The 6,334-nt window shown below is 73.3% G+C and carries 6 protein-coding genes; 2 read left to right on the top strand and 4 right to left on the bottom strand.

Going from position 1 to position 6,334, the window contains the following annotated elements:
• On the bottom strand, positions 1 to 894 hold an 894-nt coding region (locus ACFQH9_RS22165), incomplete at its 3' end, for a PucR family transcriptional regulator (RefSeq protein ID WP_379568492.1).
• A 53-nt stretch (positions 895 to 947) separates the two neighbouring features.
• Here ACFQH9_RS22165 and ACFQH9_RS22160 point away from each other — a divergent pair.
• Positions 948 to 1,718 (top strand): pirin family protein, encoded by a 771-nt coding sequence (locus ACFQH9_RS22160; protein WP_379568490.1) that lies wholly within the window; start codon positions 948 to 950, stop codon positions 1,716 to 1,718.
• A gap of 190 nt (positions 1,719 to 1,908) precedes the next feature.
• Here ACFQH9_RS22160 and ACFQH9_RS22155 read toward each other — a convergent pair whose 3' ends face one another.
• Together ACFQH9_RS22155 and aceE are read right to left on the bottom strand one after the other, a co-directional pair.
• On the bottom strand, positions 1,909 to 2,115 hold the full coding sequence (locus ACFQH9_RS22155; RefSeq protein ID WP_037052393.1) for a cold-shock protein: 207 nt from the start codon (positions 2,113 to 2,115) through the stop codon (positions 1,909 to 1,911).
• A gap of 253 nt (positions 2,116 to 2,368) precedes the next feature.
• Positions 2,369 to 5,164: a pyruvate dehydrogenase (acetyl-transferring), homodimeric type gene (aceE, locus tag ACFQH9_RS22150; RefSeq protein WP_379568488.1), complete on the bottom strand. Its 2,796-nt coding sequence runs from the start codon at positions 5,162 to 5,164 to the stop codon at positions 2,369 to 2,371.
• 223 nt (positions 5,165 to 5,387) lie between these two features.
• On the opposite strand from aceE, the gene ACFQH9_RS22145 reads away from it, so the two are divergent.
• Positions 5,388 to 5,822 (top strand): DUF3052 domain-containing protein, encoded by a 435-nt coding sequence (locus ACFQH9_RS22145; protein ID WP_379568486.1) that lies wholly within the window; start codon positions 5,388 to 5,390, stop codon positions 5,820 to 5,822.
• On the opposite strand, the gene ACFQH9_RS22140 is transcribed toward ACFQH9_RS22145, so the two are convergent.
• Positions 5,819 to 6,229, bottom strand: a complete 411-nt coding sequence (locus tag ACFQH9_RS22140; RefSeq protein ID WP_379568484.1) for a VOC family protein — start codon at positions 6,227 to 6,229, stop codon at positions 5,819 to 5,821. The genes ACFQH9_RS22145 and ACFQH9_RS22140 overlap by 4 nt on opposite strands.
• Between the last annotated feature and the right edge of the window lie 105 nt (positions 6,230 to 6,334).

The following is a 6,334-nucleotide window of genomic DNA, read 5'->3' as shown; positions in this document are numbered from 1 at the left end:
CGCCGGGGGCCAGCCGGGCGCGGCCCGCAGCCCGGCGAGGGCGTCCCGGGCGGAGACGTGCGCGGCCTCCAGGTTCGGTGCCCGCGGCCCGACGACGACGGGGCCGGGCCCGAAGTCCGCCACCAGCGAGGCGACCGGGTGGGCGCCGTCCCGCGGCCGGTCGTCCGGCGCGATCCGGCCGCGCGGCTCGGTCAGCAGCAGCACCAGCCGGCTGCCCTGCACCCCGACCAGCACGGACCGGCCGAGCCGGGTGGCGTGCCGGCGGATGCCGGAGAGGATCTCGGCCGCGTCGCCGCCGTCGGCCGCCGGCGGGCTGCCCACCAGTACCCGGACCGCGGCGGCCGGGTCCCAGCCGAGTGCGGCGGCGCGGGAGACCAGCGCGTCGTCGGCGTCCCCGCGGACCACGCCGTCGACGACGAGGGCCTCCTGCCGGGCGTCCCACGCCCCGCGGGTCTCCGCGGCGTTGGCGTAGACGGTGGCCGCGGCGAAGGCGATCTCCCGGCCGAACCGGAGCACGGCCTCGACCAGGATCCGGTACTCCGCCTCGTCGGCGGCCAGCGGCGGCAGCCGCTCCTCGAAGACCTCGGTGGCGATCCGCACCAGGTCGACGGTCTGGCGCAGCGACAGCCGGCGCGCCAGGTCGCGCGGGGCGATCCGGAAGGCCTCGGCGGTGAGCCGGATCGTCTCGCCCGGCTCGCCGAGCCAGGCCACGAAGTTGCCGACCCCGGTCTGCGTGACGAGCAGGACGCCCGCGCGCTGGTCGGCGGGCAGCCGCGCGAACCACGGCTGGCCGTCCTCCATGGCGGACAGGCACGCCGCGGCCAGGTCGCCGGTGGCCAGCTCGAGGCGGCGCAGGGTGGCCGCCGAGACCGCCCGCACGTCGGACAGGGTCATATGGGGAAGCATGGCACGCCGGGACGGGGCCGACGTGCCGGAAGGAGGAGCTCGTGACCGGTGGGGACGGACGGGTGGAGCTGCGCCGTGGCGCGGACCGGGCGCGCACCGTGCACGCGGGCTGCGAGGCCCGGCACGGCTTCTCCTTCGGCGCCCACTACGACCCCGCGAACACCTTCTTCGGGGCCCTGCTCGCGCACAACGACGAGCGGCTCGCCCCCGGCGCGGGCTACGACACCCACACCCACGACGAGGTCGACCTGGTGACCTGGGTGGTGTCCGGCGAGCTGGCGCACGCGGACTCGCTGGGCAATGCGCACCTGGTGCGGCCGGGGACGGTGCAGGTGCTCTCCGCGGGAACCGGGGTGGAGCACGCCGAGCGGTGCGGCGGCCCCGGGCCGGTGCGGTTCGTGCAGGCGTGGCTGGTCCCGGACCGGCCGCTGCGCGAGCCCGCCCTGGCCCGCCGGGACGTCGGGGAGCAGCTGGCCGCGGGCCGGCCGTTCCTCGTCGCGTCCGGCCACCCGGCGCCGCGGGACCGCGGGCCGCTCCCGCTGCGCCGCGCCGACGCCGAGCTGCACGCCGCCCGGCTTCCCGCCGGCGCCGGGTGGTCGGTGCCCGGGGCGCCCTACCGGCACGTGTTCCTGACCGCGGGCAGCGCGAGCACCCCCGCCGGAGAGCTGGGCGAGGGCGACGAGCTGCGCCTGACCGCGCCCCCGGTGGGCTCCGCAGGCTCCGTCTTCGCGGGCAGCACGGAACTCACCGCGGGCCCCGCGGGCGCCGAGGTGCTGGTCTGGTCGATGGGCAGCGACCTACGACCGGGGTGAGGCACACGGAAGGACCCCGGACGTCGACGACCGGGGTGACCGTGTCATGGTCACCCCGGCCGTCGACGACGTACGGACCGTTCGCTGACACGTGCCGTGCGGGGCTCGCGCCGAGACGGGCGAGGAAAGCGGAACGTCGTGTGCGCCGGTTGGTGGGTGGCGTCCCGACCGGCCGGCCGGGACGGGTGGATCAGCCGATCGGCGTCACCTGAGTGGCCTGCGGACCCTTCTGGCCCTGCTCGATGTCGAAGGACACGCGCTGCCCCTCGTCGAGGCTCTTGTAGCCGTTGACCTGGATCGCGGAGTAGTGCACGAACACGTCCGCGCCACCACCGTCGGGAGCGAGGAAGCCGTAGCCCTTCTCGCTGTTGAACCACTTGACGGTGCCCTCTGCCATTCTTGCTCTCCTCGTACGTGCTCGGGGCTCTCGCCCCGGGAAACGCCGCCCGGCCGCTACTGTCCGCGCCCTGGTCGGGACACCGATTCCTCACCGGAGGGTCGGCGTCGGGCGGAGCCTAGCGTGATTCGCGTCGCTTGCCGAGGGGTCGTGAGCTGTGTATTCGGGCCGGAACGGGACCGAAACACGGCGAGGGCGACCTGATCGTCGGGAGGGGGCCGTCCGGGCGACCGCCGGCGACCCCCTCCGCCGATCAGGCGACGCCGGAGTCCGACGTCTGCGGGCCGGCGGCCTGCGGGTCGTCGATCCGGTACTTGGCGGCGGCCTCGGCGGCCGCGCCCTTGTCGACCTCGCCCCGCGCGGCGAGCGACTGCAACGCCCCGACCACGATGGACTCGGCGTCGACCGCGAAGTGGCGGCGCACGGCCGGGCGGGTGTCGGAGAGCCCGAACCCGTCCGTGCCGAGCGTGACGAACGGGGCCGGCACCCACTGCCGGATCTGGTCCGGCACCGCACGCATCCAGTCCGAGGAGGCGATCACCGGGGTGTCCGTGCCGCCGAGGGCCCGGGTCACGTACGGCACGCGCGGCTCCGCGTCGGGGTGGACGAGGTTGTGGTGCTCGGCCTCGACGCCGTCGCGGCGCAGCTCGCCCCACGAGGTCACCGACCAGACCTCGGCGCCCACGCCCCACTGCTCGGCCAGCATCTCGCGCGCCTGGACGGCCCACGGCAGCGCGACACCCGACGCGAGCAGGCGGACCTGCGGTCCGTCCTCGACGTTGGTGCCGAGGTAGCGGTAGATGCCGCGGAGCACGCCCTCGGTGTCGAGGCCCTCCGGCTCGGCCGGCTGCGGGTAGGGCTCGTTGTAGACCGTGAGGTAGTAGATGACGTTCTCCGGGTCGTCGCCGACCATGCGGCGCAGCCCGTCCTTGACGATGTGGGCGATCTCGAAGCTGAACGCCGGGTCGTACGACACCACGGCCGGGTTGGTGGCCGCCAGCAGCAGCGAGTGCCCGTCGTTGTGCTGCAGGCCCTCGCCGGTCAGCGTGGTGCGGCCCGCGGTGGCACCGATCAGGAACCCGCGCGCCATCTGGTCCGACGCCGCCCAGATCGAGTCGCCGGTCCGCTGGAACCCGAACATCGAGTAGAAGACGTAGACCGGGATCATCGGCTCGCCGTGGGTGGCGTAGGAGGTGCCCGCCGCGGTGAACGAGCCCACCGAGCCCGCCTCGTTGATGCCCTCGTGCAGCAGCTGGCCCTGCTCGGACTCCTTGTAGGCCAGCATCAGCGACGCGTCGACGGACGTGTAGTGCTGTCCGTGCGGGTTGTAGATCTTCTGCGTCGGGAACATGGAGTCCATGCCGAACGTGCGGGCCTCGTCCGGGATGATCGGCACGAAGCGGGGGCCGATCTCCTTGTCCTTCACGAGCTCGCGCAGCACCCGGACGAACGCCATCGTCGTGGCGACCTCCTGCTTGCCCGAGCCCTTGCGGATCACGTCGTAGACCTTGTCGCCCGGCAGCACCAGCGGCTTCGAGGTGGTGCGCCGCGAGGGCACCGGCCCGCCCAGCAGGCGGCGGCGCTCCTTCAGGTACCGGATCTCCGGCGCGTCCTCGCCCGGGTGGTAGTACGGCGGCAGGTACGGGTCCTGCTCCAGCTGCGCGTCGGAGATCGGGATGCGCTGTTCGTCCCGGAACTGCTTGAGGTCGTCCAGGGACAGCTTCTTCATCTGGTGGGTCGCGTTGCGGCCGGCGAAGTGCGAGCCCAGGCCGTAGCCCTTGATCGTCTTCGCCAGGATCACGGTCGGCTGGCCGTGGTGCTCGGTCGCGGCCTTGTACGCCGCGTGGACCTTGCGGTAGTCGTGTCCGCCGCGCTTGAGACCCCAGATCTGGTCGTCCGTGAGCGGCTCGACCATGGCCTTCGTGCGGGGGTCCCGGCCGAAGAAGTGGTCGCGGACGTACGCGCCGTCGTTGGCCTTGTAGGTCTGGTAGTCGCCGTCCGGCGTGACGTTCATCAGGTTGATGAGGGCGCCGTCGCGGTCCGCGTGCAGCAGCGCGTCCCACTCCCGGCCCCAGATGACCTTGATGACGTTCCAGCCGGCCCCGCGGAAGAAGGCCTCCAGCTCCTGGATGATCTTGCCGTTGCCGCGCACCGGGCCGTCGAGCCGCTGCAGGTTGCAGTTGATGACGAAGGTCAGGTTGTCGAGCTGGTCGGTCGCGGCGACCTGCAGGAGGCCGCGGGACTCCGGCTCGTCCATCTCGCCGTCGCCGAGGAAGGCCCAGACGTGCTGCTGGCTGGTGTCCTTGATGCCGCGGTCGTGCAGGTAGCGGTTGAACCGCGCCTGCATGATCGCGTTCATCGGGCCGAGGCCCATGGAGACCGTCGGGAACTCCCAGAAGTCCGGCATGAGCCGCGGGTGCGGGTAGCTCGGCAGGCCGTGGCCGGGGCCGCCGTGGCTGACCTCCTGGCGGAAGCCGTCGAGGCGGTCCTCGGTGAGCCGGCCCTCGAGGTAGGCGCGGGCGTAGATGCCGGGGGAGGCGTGGCCCTGGATGTAGACCTGGTCGCCGCCGCCGGGGTGGTCCTTGCCGCGGAAGAAGTGGTTGAAGCCGACCTCGTAGAGCGTCGCCGACGACGCGTAGGAGGAGATGTGCCCGCCCACGCCGATCCCGGGCCGCTGCGCGCGGTGCACCGTCATGGCGGCGTTCCACCGGATCCAGCGCCGGTAGGAGCGCTCGACCTCCTCGTCGCCCGGGAACCACGGCTCACGGTCGGTCGGGATCGTGTTGACGTAGTCGGTGCTGGTCAGCGACGGGACGCCGACGTGACGCTCACGGGCCCGCTGGAGCAGCCGGAGCATCAGGTAGCGGGCGCGCTGCTGCCCGGCGTTGTCCAGCGCGGCGTCGAACGAGTCCAGCCACTCGGCGGTCTCCTCCGGGTCGATGTCCGGGAGGTGGGCCGCGAGGCCGTCACGGATGACGTGCACGCGTCGCGGGCTCTCGGTGCCGTTGCGGGCCGGTGTGTCGCCGCCGGTGGTGCTCTGGCCGGTCAAGGGGTCTCCCTGGGTGGCTCGTACAGGTGTTGTGCAGTGTTCCGCGTTCCCCGGGGTCGTGCCGGGCGGCAGCCCCGGGTGGTACCCCCTATCGTGCCCCTCGCCGCATGATCACGGTACGGCGGTTGCGCGGGGCCGCATGGTCGTGTTCGGATTCCGCATCCGAACCCACTCGCGGCGGCCCGCACCCGGTGCCGCCGTACCGGAGGAAAGAGGTGTACGCGTGGTCGCCGCGGAGGATGCCGGACGTCCGTCCGACATCGCGGACAAGCTCGGCATCGAGCCGGGCATGGTCGTCCAGGAACTGGGATACGACAGCGACGTCGACGACGCGGTCCGTGAGGCCGTCGAGGACGTCACGGGCGAGGACCTCCTCGACGAGGACGCCCAGGAGGTCATCGACGTCATCCTGCTCTGGTTCCGGGAGGGCGACGGCGATCTCGTCGACACCCTCGTGGACGCCCGCAGCATGATGGCCGACAACGGCATGATCTGGGTGCTCACCCCGAAGACCGGCCGGCCGGGCCATCTCGAGCCCAGCGAGATCGCCGAGGCCGCGCCCACCGCGGGCCTCGCGCAGACGTCGAACGTCAGTGTGGGGGAGGACTGGGCCGGGGCGCGGCTCATGTCGCCGAAGGCGGGCAAGAAGCGGACCTAGCCCGTGGCCGGGTCGAGGCGGGCCTCGGCCCGCTTCGGCGCGAACAGCTCGACGGGGTTGCCCGACGGGTCCTCGACCACCACCTGGTCGCCGCCCACCCCCTCGACCAGGTCGCCGCGGAAGACCACCCCGGCCGCGCGGAGCCGTTCCGCGACGGCGGGCAGGTCGGTGACCTCGAGCGCGAAACGGTTCCAGCCGCCCGGCTCCGGGACGCGGCCGTCGGCGGCGGTGCTGCCGCCGCCCCCGGGCCCGCCGGGCGCGCTGAGGGCCAGCCGCAGGTCCCCGCGGGTCAGCATGGCGAAGGTCGGGGCCGGGTGCATGACCTCGGTGAACCCGAGATGGCGGGTGTAGAAGTCGATCGCGGCGTCGACGTCGCGGACGATGTACCGGACGCTGACGGTGGCCATGGCGTACCCCCACGTCGCTCGTCGGCCGGGACCGGGCGTCCCGCCCGCGCTGGACACCGTAGGCCCCTAGGAGCTGTTTACGAAGTCGGCGAGGCGGGTCGCGTC

Origin of the sequence: Pseudonocardia lutea (assembly GCF_042658055.1) — a bacterium.
Taxonomy (GTDB): Bacteria; Actinomycetota; Actinomycetes; order Mycobacteriales; family Pseudonocardiaceae; genus Pseudonocardia; species Pseudonocardia lutea.
Note: the sequence above shows the minus strand (reverse complement) of the source record. Positions and strands in the feature narration are given on the sequence as shown.

Coding starts and splice junctions, on each gene's coding strand:
- ACFQH9_RS22155 (WP_037052393.1), bottom strand. CDS start 2,115: ATGGCAGAGGGCACCGTCAAGTGGTTCAACAGCGAGAAGGGCTACGGC.
- ACFQH9_RS22140 (WP_379568484.1), bottom strand. CDS start 6,229: ATGGCCACCGTCAGCGTCCGGTACATCGTCCGCGACGTCGACGCCGCG.